Source organism: Methylobacterium sp. CM6241 (assembly GCF_054817845.1).
On record NZ_CM139246.1, the window covers coordinates 3,810,542 to 3,831,979 of the forward strand.

General features: G+C 65.8%; 21 protein-coding genes. 7 read left to right on the forward strand and 14 right to left on the reverse strand.

Annotation, left to right across the window (positions count from 1 at the left end):
- Positions 1 to 95: 95 nt before the first annotated feature.
- Both parE and ACYQR9_RS17915 read right to left on the reverse strand, forming a co-directional pair.
- The gene (parE, locus tag ACYQR9_RS17910; protein ID WP_461229835.1) at positions 96 to 2,186 is read right to left on the reverse strand and encodes a DNA topoisomerase IV subunit B; all 2,091 of its coding nucleotides are present in this window, start codon (positions 2,184 to 2,186) and stop codon (positions 96 to 98) included.
- A gap of 298 nt (positions 2,187 to 2,484) precedes the next feature.
- Positions 2,485 to 4,473 (reverse strand): PhoX family protein, encoded by a 1,989-nt coding sequence (locus ACYQR9_RS17915; RefSeq protein ID WP_461227577.1) that lies wholly within the window; start codon positions 4,471 to 4,473, stop codon positions 2,485 to 2,487.
- Positions 4,474 to 4,606: 133 nt separating this feature from the next.
- Here ACYQR9_RS17915 and ACYQR9_RS17920 point away from each other — a divergent pair, with 133 nt between their 5' ends.
- Positions 4,607 to 4,804, forward strand: coding sequence for a hypothetical protein (locus ACYQR9_RS17920; RefSeq protein WP_056423954.1), 198 nt, complete (start codon positions 4,607 to 4,609; stop codon positions 4,802 to 4,804).
- Between the two features lie 172 nt (positions 4,805 to 4,976).
- Here ACYQR9_RS17920 and ACYQR9_RS17925 read toward each other — a convergent pair whose 3' ends face one another.
- The 5 genes from ACYQR9_RS17925 to ACYQR9_RS17945 form a co-directional block, all read right to left on the reverse strand.
- Entirely contained in the window at positions 4,977 to 5,687 is a 711-nt protein-coding gene (locus ACYQR9_RS17925; protein WP_461227578.1) for a di-trans,poly-cis-decaprenylcistransferase, read from the reverse strand.
- Positions 5,688 to 5,725: 38 nt separating this feature from the next.
- The gene (locus tag ACYQR9_RS17930; protein WP_056423950.1) at positions 5,726 to 6,106 is read right to left on the reverse strand and encodes a transcriptional regulator; all 381 of its coding nucleotides are present in this window, start codon (positions 6,104 to 6,106) and stop codon (positions 5,726 to 5,728) included.
- On the reverse strand, positions 6,099 to 6,710 hold the full coding sequence (locus ACYQR9_RS17935) for a hypothetical protein (protein ID WP_461227579.1): 612 nt from the start codon (positions 6,708 to 6,710) through the stop codon (positions 6,099 to 6,101). The genes ACYQR9_RS17930 and ACYQR9_RS17935 overlap by 8 nt, the downstream gene beginning before the upstream one ends.
- A gap of 99 nt (positions 6,711 to 6,809) precedes the next feature.
- A complete protein-coding gene (locus ACYQR9_RS17940) occupies positions 6,810 to 7,538 on the reverse strand; it encodes an aspartate/glutamate racemase family protein (protein WP_461227580.1) in 729 nt (242 codons plus the stop codon).
- Between the two features lie 17 nt (positions 7,539 to 7,555).
- Positions 7,556 to 9,058 carry an NCS1 family nucleobase:cation symporter-1 gene (locus ACYQR9_RS17945; protein WP_461227581.1) on the reverse strand — a complete coding sequence of 501 codons (1,503 nt, stop codon included), beginning with the start codon at positions 9,056 to 9,058 and terminating at the stop codon, positions 7,556 to 7,558.
- 319 nt (positions 9,059 to 9,377) lie between these two features.
- On the opposite strand from ACYQR9_RS17945, the gene ACYQR9_RS17950 reads away from it, so the two are divergent.
- Together ACYQR9_RS17950 and ACYQR9_RS17955 are read left to right on the forward strand one after the other, a co-directional pair.
- Positions 9,378 to 11,012, forward strand: coding sequence for a DEAD/DEAH box helicase (locus tag ACYQR9_RS17950; protein ID WP_461227582.1), 1,635 nt, complete (start codon positions 9,378 to 9,380; stop codon positions 11,010 to 11,012).
- Between the two features lie 117 nt (positions 11,013 to 11,129).
- The gene (locus ACYQR9_RS17955; protein ID WP_461227583.1) at positions 11,130 to 12,197 is read left to right on the forward strand and encodes a GGDEF domain-containing protein; all 1,068 of its coding nucleotides are present in this window, start codon (positions 11,130 to 11,132) and stop codon (positions 12,195 to 12,197) included.
- Positions 12,198 to 12,248: 51 nt separating this feature from the next.
- Here the strand turns inward: ACYQR9_RS17955 and ACYQR9_RS17960 are convergent, their stop codons facing one another.
- Positions 12,249 to 12,626, reverse strand: coding sequence for a HesB/IscA family protein (locus ACYQR9_RS17960; protein ID WP_056423941.1), 378 nt, complete (start codon positions 12,624 to 12,626; stop codon positions 12,249 to 12,251).
- A gap of 154 nt (positions 12,627 to 12,780) precedes the next feature.
- Between ACYQR9_RS17960 and ACYQR9_RS17965 the strand changes: the two genes are divergently transcribed.
- Entirely contained in the window at positions 12,781 to 13,041 is a 261-nt protein-coding gene (locus ACYQR9_RS17965) for a Uma2 family endonuclease (RefSeq protein WP_461227584.1), read from the forward strand.
- On the forward strand, positions 12,975 to 13,385 hold the full coding sequence (locus ACYQR9_RS17970; protein WP_461227585.1) for a Uma2 family endonuclease: 411 nt from the start codon (positions 12,975 to 12,977) through the stop codon (positions 13,383 to 13,385). Before ACYQR9_RS17965 ends, ACYQR9_RS17970 begins: the two co-directional genes overlap by 67 nt.
- A 6-nt stretch (positions 13,386 to 13,391) precedes the next feature.
- On the opposite strand, the gene ACYQR9_RS17975 is transcribed toward ACYQR9_RS17970, so the two are convergent.
- The 6 genes from ACYQR9_RS17975 to ACYQR9_RS18000 form a co-directional block, all read right to left on the reverse strand.
- The gene (locus tag ACYQR9_RS17975; RefSeq protein WP_461227586.1) at positions 13,392 to 13,772 is read right to left on the reverse strand and encodes an SUF system Fe-S cluster assembly protein; all 381 of its coding nucleotides are present in this window, start codon (positions 13,770 to 13,772) and stop codon (positions 13,392 to 13,394) included.
- Between the two features lie 109 nt (positions 13,773 to 13,881).
- The gene (locus ACYQR9_RS17980) at positions 13,882 to 15,126 is read right to left on the reverse strand and encodes a cysteine desulfurase (protein ID WP_461223287.1); all 1,245 of its coding nucleotides are present in this window, start codon (positions 15,124 to 15,126) and stop codon (positions 13,882 to 13,884) included.
- A gap of 75 nt (positions 15,127 to 15,201) precedes the next feature.
- On the reverse strand, positions 15,202 to 16,524 hold the full coding sequence (sufD, locus tag ACYQR9_RS17985; RefSeq protein WP_461227587.1) for a Fe-S cluster assembly protein SufD: 1,323 nt from the start codon (positions 16,522 to 16,524) through the stop codon (positions 15,202 to 15,204).
- Between the two features lie 2 nt (positions 16,525 to 16,526).
- Complete coding sequence (sufC, locus tag ACYQR9_RS17990; RefSeq protein ID WP_207412047.1) at positions 16,527 to 17,279, reverse strand: Fe-S cluster assembly ATPase SufC; 753 nt, start codon at positions 17,277 to 17,279, stop codon at positions 16,527 to 16,529.
- 195 nt (positions 17,280 to 17,474) lie between these two features.
- Positions 17,475 to 18,944: a Fe-S cluster assembly protein SufB gene (sufB, locus tag ACYQR9_RS17995; protein WP_056423928.1), complete on the reverse strand. Its 1,470-nt coding sequence runs from the start codon at positions 18,942 to 18,944 to the stop codon at positions 17,475 to 17,477.
- 75 nt (positions 18,945 to 19,019) lie between these two features.
- The gene (locus tag ACYQR9_RS18000) at positions 19,020 to 20,180 is read right to left on the reverse strand and encodes a cysteine desulfurase family protein (RefSeq protein ID WP_461227588.1); all 1,161 of its coding nucleotides are present in this window, start codon (positions 20,178 to 20,180) and stop codon (positions 19,020 to 19,022) included.
- Between the two features lie 265 nt (positions 20,181 to 20,445).
- Between ACYQR9_RS18000 and ACYQR9_RS18005 the strand changes: the two genes are divergently transcribed.
- Both ACYQR9_RS18005 and ACYQR9_RS18010 read left to right on the forward strand, forming a co-directional pair.
- Positions 20,446 to 21,102 carry an alpha/beta hydrolase gene (locus ACYQR9_RS18005; protein ID WP_056423924.1) on the forward strand — a complete coding sequence of 219 codons (657 nt, stop codon included), beginning with the start codon at positions 20,446 to 20,448 and terminating at the stop codon, positions 21,100 to 21,102.
- A 66-nt stretch (positions 21,103 to 21,168) separates the two neighbouring features.
- Positions 21,169 to 21,354, forward strand: coding sequence for a DUF3606 domain-containing protein (locus tag ACYQR9_RS18010; RefSeq protein WP_461227589.1), 186 nt, complete (start codon positions 21,169 to 21,171; stop codon positions 21,352 to 21,354).
- The last annotated feature ends 84 nt before the right edge of the window (positions 21,355 to 21,438 follow it).

The following is a 21,438-nucleotide window of genomic DNA, read 5'->3' on the forward strand; positions in this document are numbered from 1 at the left end:
GCGTTGGTATGGGTTCGTCGCACAGTGACGGGGAAGCGGTGCTTCCCCTGTCTCATGCCAGACCTCGATCAGCCCGCCTCAACCCGCACTCGGCATCAGATGTCGAGCACGGCCTCGTCGGCGAAGGCGGCGCGTTCGGAGATGAAGGCGAAGCGGGCTTCGGGCTTGTTGCCCATCAGCCGCTCCACGGCGTCGCCCGTGGAGACGCGCGCCTCGTCGAGGACCGCGACGCGCAGAAGGGTGCGCTTCTTCGGGTCCATGGTCGTCTCCTTCAACTGCGCCGGCATCATCTCGCCGAGCCCCTTGAAGCGGCTGATCTCGACCTTGGCACCCTTGAACGTGGTCTTGATGACCCGCTCCTTATCGGCATCGTCACGGGCATAGGCCGTCTTCGCGCCGTGCTGGAGGCGGTAGAGCGGCGGGATCGCGAGGTAGAGATGACCCTTGTCGATGAGCTTGGGCATCTGGCGATAGAAGAAGGTGATCAGCAGGGATGCGATATGGGCGCCGTCGACATCGGCGTCGGTCATGATGATGACCTTCTCGTAGCGAAGATCCTCGCCCTTGTAACTGTTGCCCGTGCCGCAACCGAGCGCCTGGGTCAGGTCGGAGATGAGCTGGTTGGCGCCCATCTTGTCGCGACTGGCCGAGGCCACGTTGAGGATCTTGCCGCGCAGGGGCAGGATCGCCTGGCTGGCGCGGTCGCGCGCCTGCTTTGCCGAGCCGCCGGCGGAATCGCCCTCGACGATGAAGATTTCCGAGCCGGCCGTACCGGCCTTGGAGCAATCGGCGAGCTTGCCCGGCAGACGTAGCTTGCGGGTCGCGGATTTGCGCGCGACCTCTTTCTCCTGGCGTCGGCGCAGGCGCTCCTCGGCCCGGTCGATCACCCAGTCGAGAAGTTTGTTGGCCTGTGCCGGGGAGGCGGCGAGCCAATGGTCGAACGCGTCGCGGATCGCCGTCTCGACAATCCTCGAGGCTTCCACGGTGGCGAGCTTGTCCTTGGTCTGGCCCTGGAATTCCGGCTCGCGGATGAAGACGGAGAGCATCGAGGCGCAGGTCGCCATGACGTCATCCGTTGTGACGGAGGTCATGCGCTTAGCCTGGCCGACGCGTTCGGCATGTTCGCGTAGGGCCCGCAGCAGGGCGACGCGCAGGCCGCTTTCATGCGTGCCACCCTCGGCGGTGGGGATGGTGTTGCAATAGGAGTGCGAGACCCCGTCCTCCACCACCATCCAGGCGACGGCCCATTCGAGGGAGCCATGGCCACCGGGCTTCGTCACCTTGCCGGCGAAAACCGCATCGGTGACGAGTTCCTTGCCCTCGAGATCGCGGGCGAGATAATCGCGCAGGCCGCCGGGGAAGCGGTGCACGGTCTCTGCCGGGACGTCGTCCATCCCCTCGATCCGGGACGGCGCGCAACGCCAGCGGATTTCGACGCCGCCGAACAGGTAGGCCTTTGACCGGGCCATCTTGAACAGCCGGCGCGGATCGAATTTCAGAGCTCCGAAGATCTCGGCATCGGGATGGAAGCGCACCCGGGTGCCGCGACGGTTCTGCACCCGGCCGACCTCCACCAGAGGCCCCTGCACGTGGCCGCGCGAGAACGTCTGGCGGTACAGGGTCTGGCTGCGGGCGACCTCGACCTCGAGGCTGTCCGAGAGGGCATTGACCACGGAGATGCCGACGCCATGAAGGCCGCCCGAGGTCTCGTAGACCTTCGAGTCGAATTTTCCGCCGGCGTGCAGCGTCGTCATGATGACTTCGAGGGCGGATTTGCCGGGGAATTTCGGATGCGGGTCCACCGGGATACCGCGTCCGTTATCGGTGATGACGAGGTGGCCCGTCGCCTCCAGTTCCACCTCGATGTAGCTGGCATGGCCGGCCACAGCCTCGTCCATGGAATTGTCGATCACCTCGGCGAAGAGATGGTGCAGGGCGCGTTCGTCGGTGCCGCCGATATACATGCCCGGCCGGCGCCGGACGGGCTCCAGCCCCTCCAGCACTTCGATCGACGAGGCGTCGTAGCCGGCCTCGGCTGTTTCGATGGGCGCCTTGTCGAGGGGCGCCCGGGCGGCGGAGGAAGCCTTGGCACCGCGAACCGGCGCCTGGCCGCCTGCGAACAGATCGCTCGGCCGGCCGACGGCGGGGGCCGCAACGGCCTGGCGTGAGGTCTCGCGCTGAGTCATGTGCCAACCATACAGGAACGAAACGGAAACGTGAAGCGCCGCCATGAGGGCGCGGGAGGTCTCTCCCCGTGTTCCTGCACAGCTTGCGCCGATTCCCTTAACGCTGTGTCGTCGGGATTTCGGAGGGACCGTCGCGGTCGCTACGCCCTGCCCTTTCCCGGGGCGCTATCCGTACCCCTGCTGGCACTCTGAAGGAGTTGCGGCGCAATGGGGGCGAGTTCCACGACGCCGGTTCGACAGGGCCGCCATTCAGCGGCGACGGAGGGGGATCCAGTGTCCAGCTGGAAAGGCCGAGCGGTCAGCTTCCGACCCGGCCGCCCCCGCGCTTCGTGATGGCGACGATGGCCGGGCGGGGCGGCATCGCATCGTCGAAATCCGGCCACCGGGTCGAGGGTGCCTCGAACGTGGCGGGGGCGGCCTTCGGATCCTCCTCGTCGGCCTCGCCGGGATGCTGGACGGCGACGAAGAACGTGGTGTCGTCCGGTGTGAAGTAGGGGCCGCACATCTCCGCGCCGTTGGGCACCCGGAAGAAGTGCTTGCCGGTGCCCCGTCCCTGCCCGTCCGTCTCCATGGCCCAGATTCCGTCGTTCCGGCCCGTCTTCGATGGCGAGTTCCCGTCGGTGGCGACCCAGAGCCGACCCTGTCCGTCGACCGAGCAATTGTCCGGCATGCCGAACCAGCCGTCCTTCGTCGTCGCGGAGGAGAAGGTGGCGCCGACCGTAGCGATGGAGGGATCGCCGCATTTGACGAGGATCTCCCAGGCGAAGCCCGGTGCCGCATGGTCGCCCTCGTCGGGGGTCAGCTCCACGATGTGGCCGAAGCGGTTGTCGGGCCTCGGATTGGCGGCGTTCACCTCGTCGGGTTTGCGTTTCACGTTGTTGGTGAGCATGACATAGACCTTGCCGGTCTTCGGATTGGCCTCGACGTCTTCCGGGCGATCCATCTTGGTGGCGCCGAGGAGGTCGGCGGCACGCCGTGCCTCGATGACCACGTCGGCCTGGGAGCGGAACCCGTTCTCCGTCGTCAGGGGGCCTTGTCCGAAGACCAGCGGCATCCAGGCGCCGCGTCCGTCGGCATCGAACCGGGCGACGTGGAGCGTGCCGGAATCCAGGATATCGCGGTTGGCCCGCCGGTCGGCGAGATTTACGGCCGCGTCCGTCACGAACTTGTAGACGTAGTCGAAACGCTCATCGTCGCCCTGGTAGACCACGTAGCGGCCGCTCTTCGAGACGATGCCGGCGGCGCCTTCGTGCTTGAACCGGCCCATGGCGGTGCGCTTCGTCGGGACGGAGGCGGGATCGAACGGGTCGATCTCCACGACCCAGCCGAAGCGGTTCGGCTCGTTCGGCTCTTTGGACAGGTCGAACCGCTCATGGAAGCGGCCCCAGGCATAGGCGTTGCCGGGTAGGCCCAAGCGCTTGTGATTGGCCGCCTCCCCCGAGCCCTCGGCGAGTGTGCCTGAGAAGTAGTAGTTGATGTTCTCCTCGCAGGTGAGCCACGTCCCCCAGGGGGTGGTTCCGCCGGCGCAGTTGTTGATCATCCCCTTCACCGTACGGCCCACAGGATCGGCCGTCGTCTTCAGCCGGTCGGAGCCTGCGGCGGGACCGGACAAAGTCATCACCGTCTCCGCGGTGATGCGCCGGGCGTGAGGCGAGTTCGGCACCACGGCCCATTTGCCGTCCGTTCGCTTCACCTCGATCACCGATCCGCCATGGGCGGCCATCTCGATATCGACGAGCTCGCGGTTCATGCCCTTGAACGCGACGGTCTTGATATCCTGGCGGCCGAGGCCGGGGAACATCAACTCCTCGTTGGTGTATTCGTGATTGACCACGAGAAGTCCGTGCGCCGCCGGATCGGCGGCGCCGGGCATCGGGAAATAACCGACGAAGTCGTTGTTGTAGCCGAACTGCCGGGCCTGGGCCTCCGCCGACTGGTTCCGCGGATCGAAAGCAGGCGCGCCAGGCAGGACCGGATCGCCCCAGCGGATCAGGATGTCGGCATCGTGCCCCTCGGCAACGTGATGGTGGGTGTCCGAACCCGCTTCGATTTCCTTGAACGGGAACGGCGTCGCCCGTCCCTGCGCCGCCGCAGCCGGGGCGGCGGCGAGCGCGCGGGGCGTCACCACCGCCGCGATGGCGCCGACCCCGAGGAGACCGCGCAGGAGGTCGCGCCGGTCGAACCGCGCGGCGACCACATCGCCGAACGTGGCGTTGCCGCTCGTATTCGTGCCTGCATCCTCGCCGTCTTCGGCGGCCTGCGAGCGGGTGCGCAGCGGCTCGGTCATGGTGGAACTCGTCCTGTGACTTAGGTGACGGATTCCTAGGAGCCGGACATGGCGGGGCGATGACGGGTCGGGTCGGGAACCAATCTCTGGTTTGTGCGTTTCCGCACATAGAACCGATCGGTCGGAGAGCGACATGGCGCCGTCTGCAGCCTTGAGAATGGTGCGCCACGACGATCTCATCCGCGCGTCGCAGGCTGCGGGTCGTGCCTTCTCGCCCATCGAGGACGGAGCCGACGACGGATCGACGGCATCCTCCAAATTTCTTGCTCTCTCGGCGGTGTCTCTTGCGGGCTTCCTCGCGAGCTTCGGAGCCTTCCTCTTTTTCGTCTGAGGGCAGCGCAGCCCTAAAGGTCGAGGGAGCCGTCTGCTCGCCGACGAAGCTATGCCTGGCTCAAGCCGACCGAACCATCATATCGCAAGGAAAACAGCCTGCCGAAGGGTGAGAGGGTAGTCTTTGACCCGACCCTTCAGCCTCCTGCCTCGCCAATCGTCGGCTCAGCTTTTCAGGCCGCCACGGACCCGGTAGCCAGCCCTCCGAAGCGGCGGTCGCGATTGCGGTAGGCGGCGAGAGCTTCTTCGAGGTCTCCGGCATCGAAATCAGGCCAATGGCGGCGGGTGAAGTGAAGTTCGGCGTAGGCGCTCTCCCAGAGCAGGAAATCGGAAAGCCGCTGCTCGCCGCTGGTGCGGATCACGAGATCGACCTCGGGGACACAGGCATCGCCCGTCACCAGGGTCGAGAAGGTGGTGCGGGTCATCCCGGGATTGCTGGCGCTGGCGAGCGCGGCGGCGAGAATGGCATCGCGGGCGGAGTAATCGACGGCGATCCGCAGATGCAGGGCTTTCCCCTCGAGTGTTACGGCCTCGGCTCGGCCGATGGCGACGGCGAGTCCCTCGGGCAAGCGGTCTCGCCGGCCGATCACGCTGAGACGTACGCCGCTTTCGACCAAACGGGCGATCTCGTTGCGCAGGTAGAGCCGGAGCAGCCCCATCAGGGCGGAGACCTCCGCCTCCGGACGTCTCCAGTTGTCGCAAGAGAAGGCATAAAGGGTGAGGGTGCCGATGGCTTGTTTCGGCGCCGCCTCCACGACCCGGCGGATCGCCTCGACGCCTTCCTTGTGACCGAGCGCGCGGGGCAGTCCGCGCCCCGAGGCCCAGCGTCCGTTGCCATCCATGATGATGCCAACATGCAGTCCGGGCGTCTGTTCGCTTTGCATCGCAGAGTTCCTTGGCAAAAAAAGACGGAGCCCAGGCGTCAGGCCGGACGCGCGACGAGGGGGAGGCCCGCGCTCTCGGCCGCCATCTCGGCGGCCTTGGCGGCGTCCCGCACCACCTGTTCGAGGACGGCGAGGTAATCGAGGAAGCGAGTCCGGCCGGTCGGCGTCAGATGGCAGGTCGTCAGAGGTCGGGTGCCACCATGGCTCTTGCCCTGCCCTTTCCTGATCTCGACGAAGCCAGCCTCCTGCAACACTTGGAGGTGACGGTTGAGATTACCGTCGGTGAGGCCGCAGAGTTGCTTAAGGTCGCCGAAGGCCAGCCCCTTCGGAGCCGCCATCAGCGAGGTGAGGAGGCCGAGCCGGGCCTTCTCGTGAATGACCCGGTCGAGGCCGTCATACGCGAAGGGAGCATCACGCATCACTGTCCTCCCGGGCGCGGTAGAGGATCATGGCCATCAGAAACTGGCCGACGGCGAAAGGCAGTCCCATGGTCCAGGGTGAGAGGACGCGGTCGGCGCTCGCCAGCATGAGCACGGCGAGGCCCGCCACCATGTACCAGGCGCCGGGCAGCGCGATGCCTTTCGGAAGGGACCGCACCGAGGCGAAGAGCCCGAGGCTCACCAGCATCTGCCACAGCCCCGGCAGCATCCACAGGGATTCCGGCGAAACCTGTACCAGGACCAGGGCGAGGCAGGCGCCCGCCGCGCCGGCGGGCAGGAACTGCTCCAGCGCGTTCACGATCGCCGTGTCGGTGAGCCCCGCATGGTCGCGACGCGAACGGGCTCGCATCTCGGCGCCGATCAGGCCGGCGGAGGCCAGGGCGGTGACGATCCAGCCGCCTAGGAACAGTAGCGGCTGACCGGTCGGGTCGCCGAGCCAGACATGCTGCGCCAGGGTGGTGCCGAGGGCGAGGACGCCCGTGGCCGCGATGGCGGAGGGTCCGAACCCGCAGAAGGCGTCGCCGCGGGCGAGTTGCGTGCGGATCGCCACGATATCGGCGAGGGCTCTATCGAGATCGGACATCCGATGCTCCCGGATCAACTTTGTATCGCAAAGTAAGCTGATCCTGCGCCTGTCCGCAAGTGCCGTCAGGCACGTGGAATCAGCGGGTGCGGAGCTCTGTCACTCCTGTGCCAGCCGCTCGGCCAGGGCCGGCGACAGGCCGATGCTCTCGATGGACGGCGCCGGCTGGCCCGGCGGCAAGCCGCAGATCGCGGCGGCGAGGACCGCACGGGTCCCTACTTCCACCGAGCATAGGACGGGCACCGGCACATGCGGCTGGATGCGTTCGGCGAGGCCGGCCAGCGCCGCTCCGCCGAGGATCACCACATCCGCCCCGTCGCGGATGGCGCAGGTGGTGCAGGCGGCGGCCAAATCCGCCAGGGCCGCCTCGGGGGCCCGTGCGATGCGGTCTCCCGTGGGGGCGATGGTGCGGATGGCGGCGAGCTTGTCGGAGAGGCCGATGCCCGCCACGAACTCCTCCAGCATCGGTCCCCACAGGGCGCCCCCGGTGACGATGGCGAAGCGCCCTCCCCGCGCCGTGGCGGCGAGGCACGAGGCCTCGGCCATGCCGACCACCGGCAGCGGGGATATCTCGCGCAGGCCTCCGAGCCCCGGATCTCCGAAACAGGCGAGGTAGACCGCGTCGCAACCCTCGGCGTGCTCGGCCAGCGCGTCGAGGGCGGCATGGGCCGCGATCGCCGACGCGGCCCGGCTGGTGATGTAGCGGGCACCGAAGCGCCCGGTGACCGCCACGATCTCGACGGCGTCGCCCGCCACTCGCCGCGCATGCGCGGCGACCAGGTCGGTGACGGATTCGGTCGTGTTGGGGTTGATCAGCAGGATGCGCAAAGGGAATCGGTCTCCGGTCAGGCCTTGGCCGCGGCGGCCCTCTTACGCATCAGGACGACATAGATCGAGAAGCCCAGGGCCACGCCGATGAACCAGCTGAAATTCGCCACGCTTCCCAGGGCCGGAATGACGGCGCAGAGCACCGGCACCAGGGCGGAGGGAATGACGCTGTAGATCGCGGCGCGATTGTATCCGCCATCGTACCAGTAAGTTCCGGTCGGGCTCATCGTGTAGAGGTCGTCCACCACGACATGCTGCTTCCGCACGATGAAGAAGTCGGCGATCAGGATGCCGAAGAGCGGACCGATGAACGCGCCGAGGATGTCGAGCGTGTAATGGATCACGGCCGGGTTGTTGTAGAGGTTCCACGGAGTGATGAAGATCGAGGCCACGGCCGCGATCATCCCGCCCATGCGCCAGCTGATATGCTGCGGAGCCACGTTCGAGAAATCGAAGGCCGGGGAGACGAAGTTCGCCACGATGTTGATGCCGATCGTCGCCGTCATGAAGGTGAAGGCGCCGAGCACCACCGCGTAGGTGTTGTCGATCTTACTCACCGTCTCCACCGGATCGATGATGAGGTGGCCGAAGACCGGCAAGGTCGAAGAGGTGGTGATGACGGTGAGCAGCGAGAAACCGATGAAGTTCACCGGCAGGCCCCAGAAATTACCGGCCTTCACCGCGGGAAATGACTTCCCGTAGCGTGAGAAGTCACCGAAATTCAGCATCGGCCCGGAGAAGTACGAGACGACCAGGGCGACCGCATTGAGCATCACCGGCAGGGCGTCCCAGCCCCGGTACTTCACCTCGCCGAGGGTGAGGCCGACATTCGCGACGCCGGCCTTGGCCACGAGGTAGACCGCCAGGGCGATCATCACGACGTAGACGGCGGGGCCGGCCCAATCGATGAATTTGCGGATCGCCTCCATGCCGCGCCAGAACACGAGGGCCTGGATCACCCAAAGGGCCATGAAGGCCGCCCAGCCGAGGCTCGACAGGCCGGCGAAGCCGAACTGGGTCACGTCGGCATAGGGTTTCAGCTCTGGATAGAAGCGCAAGGCGACGATCATGAAGGCGCTGGAGGCGAGGTAGGTCTGGATGCCGTACCAGGCGACCGCGATGAGGCCCCGGATGATGGCGGGGATGTTGGCGCCCTTCACGCCGAAGGAGGCCCGGCAGATCACCGGATAGGGCGTGCCCGTGACCTGGCTTGGCTTGGCCACGAGGTTGCAGAAGAATTGCACGATGAGGATGCCGACGAGCAGCGAGACCAGCACCTGCCAGCTCACGAGGCCGAGGGAGAACAGGCTGCCCGCCGTGATGTAGCCGCCGACGCTGTGGACGTCCGACATCCAGAAAGCGAAAAAGTTGTAGGTACCCCAGCTCTGTTTCCTGAGCGGGGCCAGATCCTCGTTGGTGAGGCGGTCGTCGTAGCCGGGTTTGATCACCACATCCGCATGGGAATTGGGAACGGCACCTCCGGACGCGGCCGGCTCGGTGATCGAGGCGCTATGTGACATGAGTTCGTCCCCCTTCGTGTGAGGGCCGAAGCCCATGTCCTACCGGCGCTCGCTCAAGCAGGGCGTGTGCCAGCTTGACAGTACCCCCGACTCTTCGGCTTCTCGTTCGCAGGACGCCGTATGCACCGGATAAACGACGGTGCTTTGCCCGTGGTCGATTGACAAGACACCTCAAGGCTCTAAGTGTCCCGCAACGCGTGTGCGCGGCTGGTCCTGTATTCGAACGACCCTTTTCGAACGGACCGTGGAGCCTAGCCCACGACGATCTTCTCCGCGCGGATCGTTACGAGTTCCTGCGCGCAACGGTTCACATCAGCATATGTCTTTTGCCGACCTCGGATTGAGCGACAAGGTCCTCCAGGCCGTCACGGCCGCGGGCTACACGGACCCGACACCAATCCAGGCTCAAGCCATCCCGCACGTTCTGGCGCGCCGTGACGTCCTTGGTATCGCCCAGACAGGGACGGGCAAGACCGCCGCCTTCACCCTGCCGATGCTCACCCTGCTCGAGAATGGACGGGCACGGGCGCGCATGCCGCGCACGCTGATCCTTGAGCCGACCCGCGAACTCGCGGCCCAGGTGGTCGAGAATTTCGACCGCTACGGCGTCAACCACAAACTCAACGTGGCCTTGATCATCGGGGGCGTCTCCTTCGCCGAGCAGGATGCCAAGCTGATGCGCGGCGCCGACGTTCTGATCGCGACACCGGGCCGCCTGCTCGACCACTTCGAGCGCGGCAAGCTGCTGCTCACCGGGGTCGAGCTCCTCGTCATCGACGAGGCGGACCGGATGCTCGACATGGGCTTCATTCCCGATATCGAGCGCATCGTGAAGATGGTGCCGTTCACGCGCCAGACCCTGTTCTTCTCCGCTACGATGCCGCCCGAGATCGAGCGGCTGGCTGACGTGTTCCTGCATAACCCGCAGCGGATCGAAGTGGCGCGCCCCGCCTCCACCGCGACGACGATCGTGCAGAAATTGGTCGCCGCAGGGTCGGAGGGGCACGAGAAGCGCGATCTCCTGCGCCGTCTCATCCGCGGTGAGGCCGAACTCAACAACGGCATCATCTTCTGCAACCGCAAGCGCGACGTGGCGCTGCTGCAGAAGTCGCTGGCGAGCCACGGTTTCAACGTCGCGGCCCTTCACGGCGATATGGATCAGCGCGCGCGCACGGTCGCCCTCGATGGATTCCGCTCCGGTGAAGTTCCGCTGCTGGTTGCGAGCGACGTCGCGGCTCGCGGCCTCGACATTCCCGCGGTGAGCCACGTCTTCAATTTCGACGTGCCGCATCACCCGGAAGACTACGTGCACCGGATCGGGCGTACGGGCCGTGCCGGTCGCGCCGGGCATGCCTTCACCCTGGTCACCCGCTCCGACGAACGGTCGGTGACCGCGATCGAGAGCCTGATCGGTCAGCCGATCCCCTGGGCTGAGGGCGATCTCGGCACCCTGGCCGAGCCCTCGCCGGTGGTGGTCGAGGAAGAGACCCGCACACGTCATCGCGGACGCAGCGGGGATTCCGCTCGGCGCTCACGCGGTGGTGAGGGCGGAAGATCCGAGGCAAGCAAGTCAGAAAACGGCAAGTCCGAAAGCGGCAAGTCCGAGAATGGTAAGTCGGAAGGCGGCAAGTCGGAAGGCCGGCGCTCATCACGCGAGCGCCAGCCCTCGCGGCGTTCCGAGCCCGCACAGGTCGATGCTGTGGCCGAGTCCCCCACGCCCGAGGCAATCGTCCAGGCTCCGCGCCGGCGCGAGCCTTCTCGTCCGCCGCAAGAGGCTCGCAACCCTGATCCACGCGGTCAAGATTTCCGCCGAGGCTCGTCGGACCGCGGCCGCGACGAACGCCGTCCGTCACCCCGTCGCAGAGACGATGACGATGGCGATACGCCGCTCGGTCTTGGCGAGCATGTGCCAGCCTTCCTCCTGCGCCCGGCCGTGATCAAAAAGTCGACCTAACGCGCCGAGCCACAAATTGTTCCCTGCCCTTTTAACTGCATCTCCACCATCAGTGGGGTAACGGGAACATCTCGCCATTCAGCATCCTGAATGCCGGTTCGGGAAGCAGGCGGGTTGATGAGCCACGGAAGCTACGGTGACAGGGAGCGAACCTTCGCACTGTCCGACCGCGCCAACGTGCTGATGCGGGATTACGGCTCCTCGGCGACCCCCCAGGCCTATTCCGTCTGGTATGCCTACGTGTCCGGCACCCAGCCGCTGATGAACGACGCGATCAAGAGGCTGACCACGGAGAATGGCAGCCTCTCCGATTCCGATGTGGATTCCCTCTACGAGACGTATGTCGACAGTCGCCGTCTTGTCGCCGCCACCGAGCGGATGAACGCGAACATGCTGGCCGAAATCGAGGGCATCATGGAGGTGATGGACCTCTCCCTCGGATCGACCGCGCAGTATGGCGCGTCACTTCAGGCGTTATCGCGCGATCTCGACGTCTCGGACCAGAACCGCGCCCGCGTCCGTGAGATCGTTACGACGCTCGTGGCGACGACCCGGGAGATCACCGCCAATAACCGTACGCTCGAAGCCCGCATGCGCGAGAGTCGCAGCGAGATCGAGACCCTGCGCGAGACGCTGGAGGCGACGCGGCTGGAGAGCCTCACCGATCCCCTCACCGGGCTGTCTAACCGCAAGCATTTCGAGGAGAGTCTGCGCAAGATGGTCGAGGCCGCGGCGAACCAAGCGGTTCCCTGTAGCCTGATCGTCATCGACGTCGATTTCTTCAAGCGCTTCAACGACGTCTATGGCCACCTCACGGGCGATCAAGTGCTGCGCCTCGTCGCCATCGTCATGCGCGAGCACCTGAAGGCTCGTGTCACCCTCGCGCGTTTCGGCGGCGAGGAGTTCGGGATTCTCCTGCCCGAAACCGACCGGAACGCGGCCGTCGCCATCGGAGAGAAGGTCCGTGCCAGCGTGATGGGGCGTGAACTGGTGAAGCGGACCACGGGAGAGTCCCTCGGCAAGGTGACGATCTCCCTCGGAGTTGCGACCTCGCGACCGGGGGACACCGCCGTGTCGCTCCTCGAACGCGCCGACCAATGCATGTTCATGGCCAAGCGCGAAGGCCGCAACCGGACCGTGGACGATTCCCGCGTCGCCTTGGACGTGCTCACCGCCGTCGCATGAAGGCCGAGCCGGTTATGCCGGCCGGACCCTCGCGTCCCGGCGAGCTCGGCCTCAGGCCGAGGCGCGCAGCACTTCGGGATTGGCCGGCGTGATCGCGACGGATTCGCCGCAGCCGCAGGACGAGGTCTGGTTCGGGTTGTTGAACACGAACTGGGACGACAGCTTGGTCGTCTTGAAGTCCATCTCGGTGCCGAGGAGGAACAGGACCGCCTTCGGGTCGACGAAGACCGTCACCCCACGATCCTCCACCATGTCCTCGCCGGGGTTGCGCCCTTCCGCATATTCCATCGTGTAGGACATGCCGGCGCAGCCGCCGTTCTTGACGCCGACGCGGAGGCCCGCGATCGGCTTGTCCGCATCCGCGATGATGGCCTTGATCCGGTCCGCCGCCGCATCCGTCAGCGACAGGACCTTGAAATTCTTGAGCATGAGATCTCTCCGGCAGCCGGGTTCAAGGCCCGGGCGGTTGAGGATGGCAGTACGCCGTTAAGATAAGGATGGCGAAGGCTGCGGTCCACTGCCGTGGGACGCAGCAAGGCCTGCATGGGTATGATATCGTTCGCACTGCGAGGCGGAGGGAGCGATGGCGGACGCGGGGCGGAGGACCATGACCCCGGAAGAGTTCTTCGATTGGCAAAGCGGTCAGGACGAACTCTACGAACTCGTCGACGGCCACCCGGTGCCGCGGCACCGGATGATGACGGGGGCGAGCATGCAGCACGACCGGGCGACGGTGAACATCATCGTCAGCTTCGGCAATCAGCTCCGCGGCAAGCCATGCCGTCCGATGACAGCCGATATTGCCGTCCGCACCGGCATCAAGGGTTGCGTCGTCCAGATGTGATGGTCGAGTGCGCGACGCTGGTGCCCGATACCTACGAGGTGCGGGAGCCGAAGCTCGTGGTCGAGGCGGCTTCGCCCTCAACCACCTCCATCGATCAGACCCGCAAGGTGGAAGAATACAAGCGGCATCCGACCCTCGCCTACATCCTCCTCGTCGAGCCCCTGAAGCCGCAGGCTTTGCTCTTAGCGCGTGAGAGGGACGCCTGGGAGATAGAGACCTTCGAAGGTCTGGAGGCCGTCATCGCCCTCCCGGTGATCGGTGCCGCATTGGCACTGGCAGACATCTATGACGGGCTGAGCTTCCCGCGGCGCCGGGATCTCGCCGCCGAAGAACCGCCCCTCTGAACCGCGCTACCACATATCGAGGGCGACGCGGGCCTCGTCGGACATCCGGCTCTGGTCCCACGGCGGATCGAACATCATCGTGACGCTGCAGGACTGAATACCCGGCACGGCGGCGACCGCCGTCTCGACCCAGCCCGGCATCTCGCCGGCCACCGGACAGCCGGGGGCCGTCAGGGTCATGTCGATGGCGACCGTGCGGTCATCGGCGATGTCGACTTTGTAGATCAGGCCGAGCTCGTAGATGTCAGCCGGGATCTCGGGATCGTAGACGCTCTTCAACGCGGCGACGATATCGTCGGTCAGGCGGTCGAGTTCCTCCGGCGGGATCGCCGAGGCGCTGGCGATGGCGGGGGTATTGGCCCCTCCGGTGATGGCTGCGTCGCTCATGGTGTCGTCCTCATGGTGAGTGCCGCGGATCGTCTCCGACTCGCGACGACCGCCGCAGGCGCGGCGGCGCGCAATCGCACTCGCGGCGGCTTCGCCGCCGGATCTCGTCTCAGGTGAACATCATCTCGGCCTTGGCCAAGGCCTCGGCAAGCGCATCCACTTCGTCACGGGTATTATACAGCCCGAACGACGCGCGACAGGTGGAGGTCGCGCCGAATCGCGTCAGCAACGGCATGGCGCAATGGGTGCCGGCCCGGATGGCGACGCCGTAGCGGTCGATCACCGTGGCGATGTCGTGGGCATGGGCCCCCTTCATCTCGAAGGCGATGACGCCGCCCTTGCCCTTGGCAGTGCCGATCATCCGCAGTGAGTTCATCGCGCCGAGGCGCTCCTGGGCATAGGCGAGGAGGGACGCTTCGTGCGCCGCGATCCGGTCGCGCCCGACCCCCATCATGAATTCCAGCGCCGCGCCGAGGCCCACCGCCTCGATGATCGCCGGCGTTCCGGCCTCGAAGCGATGCGGCGGATCGTTATAGGTGATCGCGTCCTGGCTCACCGTGCGGATCATCTCGCCGCCACCCTGATAGGGGGGCAGGCGCTCCAGCCATTCCTTCTTGCCGTAGAGCACGCCGATACCGGTGGGTCCGTAGACCTTGTGACCGGTGAAGACGAAGAAGTCGCAATCAAGCGCCTTCACGTCGATGGGCTGGTGGACCGCGCTCTGCGCCCCGTCTAGGAGGACCGGCACCCCGTGCGCGTGGGCGATGCGGACGATTTCGGCTGCCGGCGTCACCGTGCCGAGCACGTTCGACATCTGGGTGATCGCCACCATCCTGGTGCGGGGCGTGAACAGCTTCTCGTATTCCTCGACGAGGAAGTTGCCCTCGTCGTCCACCGGCGCCCATTTGATCACCGCACCGCGCCGTTCGCGCAGAAAGTGCCAGGGCACGATGTTGGAATGGTGCTCCATGATCGAGAGGATGATCTCGTCCCCCTCCCCGATCTGGCCGAGCAGCCCCATGGACGAGGCCACGAGGTTGTAGGCTTCCGTGGCGTTGCGGGTGAAGATGATCTCGTCGGTGGAGTCGGCGTTGAGGAATTGCCGCGTGGTCTCGCGCGCGCCTTCGAACCCTTCGGTCGCCGCATTCGCCATGAAATGCAGGCCGCGATGGACGTTGGCGTAGCCGGTCTCCATGCAATTCACCATGGCGTCGATGACTGCGCGCGGCTTCTGCGACGAGGCCGCGTTGTCGAGATAGACCAGCGGCCGGCCATAGACTTTTTGGGCCAGAATCGGGAATTCGGCCCGGATCGCCTCGACGTCGTAGGGAGTATTCAGAACGGGTGCGTTCATGGCGATACCTGTTGGGTGTCCGGCGCGCGCAACCCTTCCCCCCGGTGCGAGGGGAAGGGGCCTGTCGGAATGCGATCAGCCGCGCGCCGCGAGCCACGCCTCGACGGTTCCGACCAGAGCCTCTCGCGCGCCCTCGTGGCTGACCGACTCGATGGCGGCTCCCAGGAAGGCCTGGACCAGCAGGCTCTCGGCCTGGGCCTTCGGCAGTCCGCGCTGCATCAGGTAGAACAGCAGATCTTCATCGAGCGCGCCGCAGGTGGCACCGTGACCGCAGGCGACGTCGTCGGCGAAGATCTCGAGCTCGGGCTTGTTCATCATCTGGCCCTCGTCGGACAGGATGAGACAGGCCGACATCATCTTGCCGTCGGTCTGCTGGGCCGCCTGCTGGACGATGATCTTGCCTTGGAACACGCCCGTGGCCTCGCCATCCACCACGGTCTTGAACAGCTCGCGGCTGACGCCGCCGGTGGCGGCATGGTCGGCCAGGAAGGTGGTGTCCGCGAGTTGCTTGCCGTTGAGCATGGCCGCGCCGTTCACCACCGCGCGGGCATCGGCCCCGGCGAAGTTCAGGTAGACCTGATGCCGGGAGAGCACCGCGCCCACCACGACGTTCACGGTTTCCACCGCGGCCTCGGCCCCGAGCTTCACGGATAGCGTCGACAAGGCCACGGCGTCGCGGCCCTCCGCGTTCAGGCGCGCATGCCGGAAGGTGGCGTTATCGGCCACCACCACGTCCATGGCATCGTTGGGCTGGTAGGAGATACCGTCCGGCCCCTCATGGCTCTCCAGCACGAGCGCTTCCGCGCCCTCGCCCAGCGTCACGAGCACGCGGGTGGCGGTCGAGTAGGCTTCCGTGCCGGTGCCGATGAAGCGCAGGTGCAGCGGCGTCTCGACCTTGGCGCCGGCCTCCACGCTGATCAGCGCGCCATCCGCCAGAAAGGCGGTGTTGAGTTGGTAGATCGGGTTCTCGGAGGCCTGACGAACGGGCGTCAGTTTCTCCAGAAGCGCGTTCCCGACGGTCAGCGCCTCGTTGAGCGGAGTCACGGTGATGCCGGCCGGGATGCGGCCGAGATCCGACTGGTCGGCGATCAGGTGGCCGTTCACGAAGGTGAGGCGCACGGCCTCGATCCCGGCAAAGCCCTTCGCCTCTTCGACCGCCGCCTTGGCGGTGTCGGATGAGGGCATCTCGGCCGGGTGAGCGGCATCGCGAAACGCCGAGCGCAGATCGGTGTATTTGAACGCCTCGACCCGGCGGGTCGGCAGGCCCACCGCCTCAAAATAGCGGAAGGCCTCCTCGCGGGTGATGGACACGCCCGTTGGGTATTTCATCTTCGTGGCTTCGAAGAGTTTCGACAGGGCGGTCTCGGCCGCCGTGCGGAGCGGGGTGATGTCGGCCATGATCAGGCGGCCTCGCCCGTGCGGTACTCGGCGTAGCCGGAAGCCTCGAGCGCCTTGGCGAGGTCCTTGTCGCCCGACTTCACGATCTGGCCCTGCGACATCACGTGGACCACGTCCGGCACGATGTAGTCGAGCAGGCGCTGGTAGTGGGTGATGACGAGGAACGAGCGGCCTTGTGCGCGCAGCGCGTTCACGCCGCCGGAGACGATGCGAAGGGCGTCGATGTCGAGGCCGGAATCGGTCTCGTCGAGCACGCAGAATTTCGGCTCTAGCAGGGCCATCTGCAGGATCTCCATGCGCTTCTTCTCGCCGCCGGAGAAGCCGACGTTGAGGGCGCGCTTGAGCATCTCCTTGTTGATTTCGAGCTTCTCGGCAGCAGCATTCACCTTGCGGATGAAGTCGGGGGTGGAGAGTTCGCCCTCGCCGCGCGCCCGGCGCTGGGCGTTCAGCGTCGCCTTGAGGAAGGTCATGGTGCCGACGCCCGGGATTTCCAGCGGGTACTGGAAGGCCAGGAACACACCGGAGGCGGCGCGCTCGTCGGGGCTCATCTCGAGGATGTTCACGCCGTCGAGCAGGATCTCGCCGTCGAGGACCTCATAATCCTCCTTGCCGGCGATGACGTAGGACAGGGTCGACTTGCCCGAGCCGTTGGGGCCCATGATGGCGGCGACTTCGCCGTCCTTCACGGTGAGGTTGAGACCGTTGAGGATCTGCTTGTCCTCGATGGCGACGGTCAGGTTCTTGATTTCGATCATTGCAGCAAAGTCCGTTCTAAAACTTGAAACGCGGAGCGACCCTTCCCCATCCGTGGAGAGGAGCGTGCCTACGGAGCGGGCTGATCGGTACGAAGTCCCGCAAGAGGGGGCGACCCCTCCGGGTCGCGCGCACCCCTCATCCGGCCCGCTTCGCGGGCCACCTTCTCCCGCAGAGGGGAGAAGGGAAAAACCGCCCTACCCCACCGAGCCTTCGAGGCTGATCGAGATCAGCTTCTGGGCCTCCACGGCGAACTCCATCGGCAGCTGCTGCAGCACGTCGCGGACGAAGCCGTTGACGATGAGCGCGGTCGCCTCCTCGTTGGAGAGGCCGCGCTGCTGGCAGTAGAACATCTGGTCTTCCGAGATCTTCGAGGTGGTGGCCTCGTGCTCGAACTGCGCGGAAGAGTTCTTCGACTCGATATACGGCACGGTGTGCGCGCCACATTGGTCGCCGATGAGGAGCGAGTCGCAATTGGTGAAGTTGCGTGCGCCCGTCGCCTTCCGGTGCGCCGAGACGAGGCCCCGATAGGTGTTCTGCGAACGGCCCGCCGAGATACCCTTCGAGATGATCCGGCTCGTCGTGTTCTTGCCGAGATGGATCATCTTGGTGCCGGAATCGACCTGCTGCATGCCGTTCGACACCGCGATCGAGTAGAACTCGCCACGGGAATTGTCGCCACGCAGGATGCAGGACGGGTACTTCCAGGTGATCGCCGAGCCGGTCTCGACCTGGGTCCACGAGATCTTCGAATTGGCACCCCGGCAATCGCCACGCTTGGTGACGAAGTTGTAGATGCCGCCCTTGCCCTCGTTGTCGCCCGGATACCAGTTCTGGACCGTCGAGTACTTGATCTCGGCGTCATCGAGAGCGACGAGTTCGACCACGGCGGCGTGAAGCTGATTGTCGTCGCGCTTCGGGGCGGTGCAGCCCTCGAGATACGAGACGTATGAGCCCTTGTCGGCGATGATCAGCGTGCGCTCGAACTGGCCTGTGTCGCGCTCGTTGATGCGGAAATAGGTCGAGAGCTCCATCGGGCAGCGCACGCCCGGCGGGATGTAGACGAACGAGCCGTCGGAGAACACGGCGGAGTTCAGGGTCGCGAAGAAGTTGTCGGTCACGGGCACGACCGAGCCGAGATACTTCCGCACGAGGTCCGGGTATTCGCGGATGGCTTCCGAGATCGGCATGAAGATCACGCCGGCCTTCGACAATTCGGCCTTGAAGGTGGTGGCCACCGAGACCGAGTCGAACACCGCGTCGACGGCGACCCGGCGCTCGGGGGCGATGCCCTCCAGCACCTCGACCTCGCGCAGGGGAATGCCGAGCTTCTCGTAGGTCTTCAGGATTTCGGGGTCGATCTCGTCGAGAGACATCGCCGCCGGGCGCTTGGGCGCCGCGTAGTAGTAGATGTCCTTGTAATCGACCTTGTCATAGGAGACTCGCGCCCAGTCGGGCTCCTGCATGGTCTGCCAGCGCTTGTAGGCGTCGAGGCGCCAGGCCAGCATCCATTCGGGCTCGTCCTTCTTGGCCGAGATGAAGCGGATCACGTCCTCGGAGATGCCCTTGGCGGACTTCTCCATCTCGATCGTGGTCTCGAACCCGTACTTGTACTGGTCGAGGTCGATCGAGCGGACCCGGTCGATGGTTTCCTGCACTGCAGGCATTGCACGTCTCCTGACCTACACCGGCGTCAAGGGCCGGGGGTTTTCGCGAGAGGATGGCTTGGGATGGGCGGCGCTTCAGGCCGCCTGCCCTCGCCGTTGATATAGGGTCCCCACCAGCCGTTCGAAGGCCGTGAGGAAGCGTGAGCGGTCGCTTTCCGCGCTGTTCCAGCCGAAACTGACGCGGAGCGCCCCCGCAGCCAGCGCGGGGCTCACGCCCATGGCGGCCAGGACCGTCGAGCGGGCGACCTTGCCCGACGAGCAAGCCGACCCGGACGAGAGGGCGATTCCGGCGAGATCCAGCGCCATCAGCGCCGTTGCCGCATCGAGTCCCGGCACGGCGAAGCACAGGGTATTGGGGAGCCTTGGCGCACCGCTCCCGAAGACGACGGCATCCGGGGCGATGCGACGAAGGGCGGCTTCCGTCCCGTCCCGGAGGCCGGCATCGATGCCGGCCAGATGCACACGAGCGATTCGCGCCGCTTCGCCGAGGCCGACGAGACCCGGCAGGTTCTCGGTTCCGCAGCGCTGCCGCGATTCCTGGCCGCCGCCCCGGATGAAAGCCCGATCCAGCGCGACGCCTTCGGCGAGCACGATCGCGCCGGTGCCCTTCGGCGCGGCGAATTTGTGCCCGGACAGGGTGAGGGCATCGAGGCCGAGCCCCGCAAAATCGAGAGGGATCTTCCCCACCGCCTGCACTGCGTCGCTATGGACGAGGGCACGGCCATGCGCTTTGGCCAGGGCGACGATCTCGGCGAGGGGCTGGACCAAGCCGGTCTCATTGTTGGCCGCATGGACGGAGACCAGCACCGATTCGTCGCGCGCTCGCTCCAGGGCCTGCTTCAGTGCGGCCAAGTCGATCAGGCCGGAGGGGTGAACCGGTACGATCTCCACCGATCCGGGCGCGAAGCGGTGTCCCGCCCCGACGCAGGCATGCTCGGTGGCGCTCATTAGGAGACGTGTCGGCGCCGCGGCTCCGGTCCTGATCAGAGCGCCCGACAGGACTGCATTCGCCGCCTCGGTGCCGCCGCTGGTGAAGATGACGCGGCCCTGGCCAGCGCCGATCAGGGCGGCGACCTGGTCGCGCGCGGCCTCCAACGCAGCCTTGGCGGCACGGCCCTCGTGATGGATCGACGAGGGGTTGCCGGGCAGTTCCAGCGCGCGCGCGACCGCTACCGCCACCTCCGGACGAACCGGAGATGTCGCGTTGTGATCGAGATAGGCGCGCGAAATAGTCATGCGTTGGTCAAGGCCCGAACCCACATTTCCTTGCTTTTGCCCCCCGTCATCATGCTAAGGCCCCGGCACCACACGTCTTCGCCAAGCGCCGAGCCTCGAGGGGCGACCGATCCCAAGCCTCTGGAAACGAGTCAGTTTAGAATTATTCTAATCACCTAGAATTATTCTAAGAGCGTTTTTAAGAGTGCGGCGCTCCGAGTCAAGGCGCGTTGGCCGACAGGATGGGTTGCTTTCAGCGAGCGGCGCCAGGAGTTTTGGAAAGACCATGCCCGAAGTCATCTTCACCGGACCCGCCGGCCGTCTCGAGGGGCGCTACCAGGCACCCAAGAAGAAGGGCGCGCCGATCGCGATCGTGCTGCATCCGCATCCCCAGTTTGGGGGGACGATGAACAATCAGATCGTGTACAATCTTTTCTATACCTTCGCCAATCGCGGCTTCGCGGCGCTCCGCTTCAATTTCCGCGGCGTCGGCCGCAGCCAGGGCAACTTCGACCATGGCACGGGTGAATTGTCCGATGCGGCCTCGGCGCTCGACTGGGTGCAGTCGGTCAATCCCGAGGCGCGGGCCTGCTGGATCGCCGGCGTCTCGTTCGGCTCGTGGATCGGCATGCAGCTTCTCATGCGCCGCCCCGAAATCGAGGGCTTCATCTCGATCGCGGCCATGGCCAACCGCTACGACTTCACCTTCCTGGCCCCCTGCCCGTCCTCCGGCCTGTTCGTGCACGGCTCCGAGGACCGCGTGGCTCCGGCCCGCGAGGTGATGCCGGTCATCGAGAAGGTGAAGGTGCAGAAGGGCGTCATCATCGAGCATCAGGTGGTCGAGGGCGCCAACCACTTCTTCGACGGCAAGGTCGACGAGCTGACCCAGACGGTCGACACCTATCTCGACAAGCGCCTCGGACCGAAAGAGCAGGTAGGCTGATCGAATTGCCACTTGAAGTTGGATAAAATTTGAATGCCTCCTCAGTGTACAACCTGAGGAAGCACCATGAACGATGACCTTGAACGCCGTGGACCCGAGGATCCGAGCAAGATCAGTCTGACCGAGGCTTGGGAAGTCCGCTACTGGACGAAGCGGTTTGGCGTTATGGAAGCTCAACTCCGTGATTGTGTCAGCCGGGTCGGAAATGGAACCGCCAAGGTCGCGCAGTGCCTTGGGAAGAAATGGCCCTAACGCAGCGGAACCGGCCATCGGCTAGGTCAACAAACGGCGACGCTCCTGACGGGAGCGTCGCCGTTTGTACGTCAGCCGCCGGCT

Coding starts and splice junctions, on each gene's coding strand:
- ACYQR9_RS17970 (WP_461227585.1), top strand. CDS start 12,975: ATGCCGTCCGATGACAGCCGATATTGCCGTCCGCACCGGCATCAAGGG.
- ACYQR9_RS17950 (WP_461227582.1), top strand. CDS start 9,378: ATGTCTTTTGCCGACCTCGGATTGAGCGACAAGGTCCTCCAGGCCGTC.
- ACYQR9_RS17935 (WP_461227579.1), bottom strand. CDS start 6,710: ATGTCCGATCTCGATAGAGCCCTCGCCGATATCGTGGCGATCCGCACG.
- ACYQR9_RS17945 (WP_461227581.1), bottom strand. CDS start 9,058: ATGTCACATAGCGCCTCGATCACCGAGCCGGCCGCGTCCGGAGGTGCC.
- ACYQR9_RS18005 (WP_056423924.1), top strand. CDS start 20,446: ATGCCCGAAGTCATCTTCACCGGACCCGCCGGCCGTCTCGAGGGGCGC.
- ACYQR9_RS17930 (WP_056423950.1), bottom strand. CDS start 6,106: ATGCGTGATGCTCCCTTCGCGTATGACGGCCTCGACCGGGTCATTCAC.
- ACYQR9_RS18010 (WP_461227589.1), top strand. CDS start 21,169: ATGAACGATGACCTTGAACGCCGTGGACCCGAGGATCCGAGCAAGATC.
- parE (WP_461229835.1), bottom strand. CDS start 2,186: ATGACTCAGCGCGAGACCTCACGCCAGGCCGTTGCGGCCCCCGCCGTC.
- ACYQR9_RS17920 (WP_056423954.1), top strand. CDS start 4,607: ATGGCGCCGTCTGCAGCCTTGAGAATGGTGCGCCACGACGATCTCATC.
- sufC (WP_207412047.1), bottom strand. CDS start 17,279: ATGATCGAAATCAAGAACCTGACCGTCGCCATCGAGGACAAGCAGATC.
- sufD (WP_461227587.1), bottom strand. CDS start 16,524: ATGGCCGACATCACCCCGCTCCGCACGGCGGCCGAGACCGCCCTGTCG.
- ACYQR9_RS17960 (WP_056423941.1), bottom strand. CDS start 12,626: ATGCTCAAGAATTTCAAGGTCCTGTCGCTGACGGATGCGGCGGCGGAC.
- ACYQR9_RS17925 (WP_461227578.1), bottom strand. CDS start 5,687: ATGCAAAGCGAACAGACGCCCGGACTGCATGTTGGCATCATCATGGAT.
- ACYQR9_RS17980 (WP_461223287.1), bottom strand. CDS start 15,126: ATGAACGCACCCGTTCTGAATACTCCCTACGACGTCGAGGCGATCCGG.
- ACYQR9_RS17955 (WP_461227583.1), top strand. CDS start 11,130: ATGAGCCACGGAAGCTACGGTGACAGGGAGCGAACCTTCGCACTGTCC.
- ACYQR9_RS17975 (WP_461227586.1), bottom strand. CDS start 13,772: ATGAGCGACGCAGCCATCACCGGAGGGGCCAATACCCCCGCCATCGCC.
- ACYQR9_RS18000 (WP_461227588.1), bottom strand. CDS start 20,180: ATGACTATTTCGCGCGCCTATCTCGATCACAACGCGACATCTCCGGTT.
- ACYQR9_RS17915 (WP_461227577.1), bottom strand. CDS start 4,473: ATGACCGAGCCGCTGCGCACCCGCTCGCAGGCCGCCGAAGACGGCGAG.
- ACYQR9_RS17965 (WP_461227584.1), top strand. CDS start 12,781: ATGGCGGACGCGGGGCGGAGGACCATGACCCCGGAAGAGTTCTTCGAT.
- sufB (WP_056423928.1), bottom strand. CDS start 18,944: ATGCCTGCAGTGCAGGAAACCATCGACCGGGTCCGCTCGATCGACCTC.